1 protein-coding gene is annotated in these 1,180 nt (G+C 70.8%); it reads right to left on the reverse strand.

Translation table 11 applies throughout. From position 1 onward, the window contains the following. On the reverse strand, window positions 1-1,080 hold a 1,080-nt coding region (locus P3T35_RS40335), incomplete at its 3' end, for a transposase (protein ID WP_280709884.1). Window positions 1,081-1,180: the final 100 nt, after the last annotated feature.

A 1,180-nucleotide genomic window follows, 5' to 3' on the forward strand; every position in this document is an offset into this window, starting at 1 on the left:
CTGCTCCAGGTGGACCAGGGAGGTGTAGCCGCCGTCGACCAGGTGCTGGTCGGGCCGCAGTCCCCGGTGTTCCAGCCGGGTGTGGATGCCGGGCAGGACTTCGGTGTCGGCGGTGGTCGCCGGCATGGTGGCCACGTCCGTGATCACATTGGCGCCGTCGGTGGAGCAGGTCTCGGTCACGTGCGCGAGGAATCCCGTCCAGCGGGTGACCTGCCCCCGCCGGGCGTATCGGGCCGTCAGGTCGTAGGGCGAGACGATCCGGTGTGCGGAGGGCGGCAGGCCGCTGTCGTCGTCATCGTCGCGCCAGCGAAGACGGCCGACGGTGTCCCAATAGTAGTTCTGAACGAGGATCTGCCGCAGGGCCTGCACCTGGGGGCCGCTCAGCAGACCGGGATGGTTCCTGGCCAGGTGTTCGAGCAGGCGGCGGGCGTCTGCCCCGGTGGTGTTGATCCTGGTCTTGGGCCGGGTGGGGTTCCTGCCCAGGCGCACCGGCCGACCGTAGCGGCGGCCCCACTCCTCCTCGACCAGGCCGACCAGCGCGTGGCCAGCGGTGCGGGCGAGTTCCTCCAGGGCCGCCCGCATGGCTTCGGTGACCAGCTCCAGGCGGGTCAGGTCGCGCACGGCGGCCAGGACGTGGGTGGAGTCGGTGCGCTGAGTTGTGCGCTCGCGGGCCAGTCCGGCGTCTTTCAGTCGGGCCAGGGCGAGGTCGAGGAGGCGGTCCGCCCGGCCGTCCTCCAGCAGGCGGTCGCGGAAGTCGGTGAGCACACTGTGGTGGAAGCCGGGGTCGTCGAGGTCAAGGCCGAGCGCGTATTTGAAGTCGATGCGGCAGCGCACGGCCTCGGCGGCGTCGCGGTCGGAGAGCCCGAGCAGGAACTGCAGCACGCTCACCGTGGCCAGCCGGGCGGGTGAGAGCCCAGGGCGCCCATCACGCGGGTACCAGTCGGCGAAGTCCTCGTCGCTCCACAGACCGTCGAGGCGGTCCCACACCCACATCGCCGTCGTACCACCGGGGTTGCTGGCACGCGCCATCCTCGCGGTCAGCGCCGGTACCTCGGCGCCCGGACGGGGACGCACCGACATCTCTCACTCCTCGCCAGTCTCACGGGCCTCGTACACCCGCAAGACTGACGCACCACCACGGTCCCAGGCGGCCGAATACCAAGATCCCGACAGAGTCAAG

This window comes from Kitasatospora sp. GP30 (assembly GCF_029892145.1).
Classification (GTDB): domain Bacteria; phylum Actinomycetota; class Actinomycetes; order Streptomycetales; family Streptomycetaceae; genus Kitasatospora; species Kitasatospora acidiphila.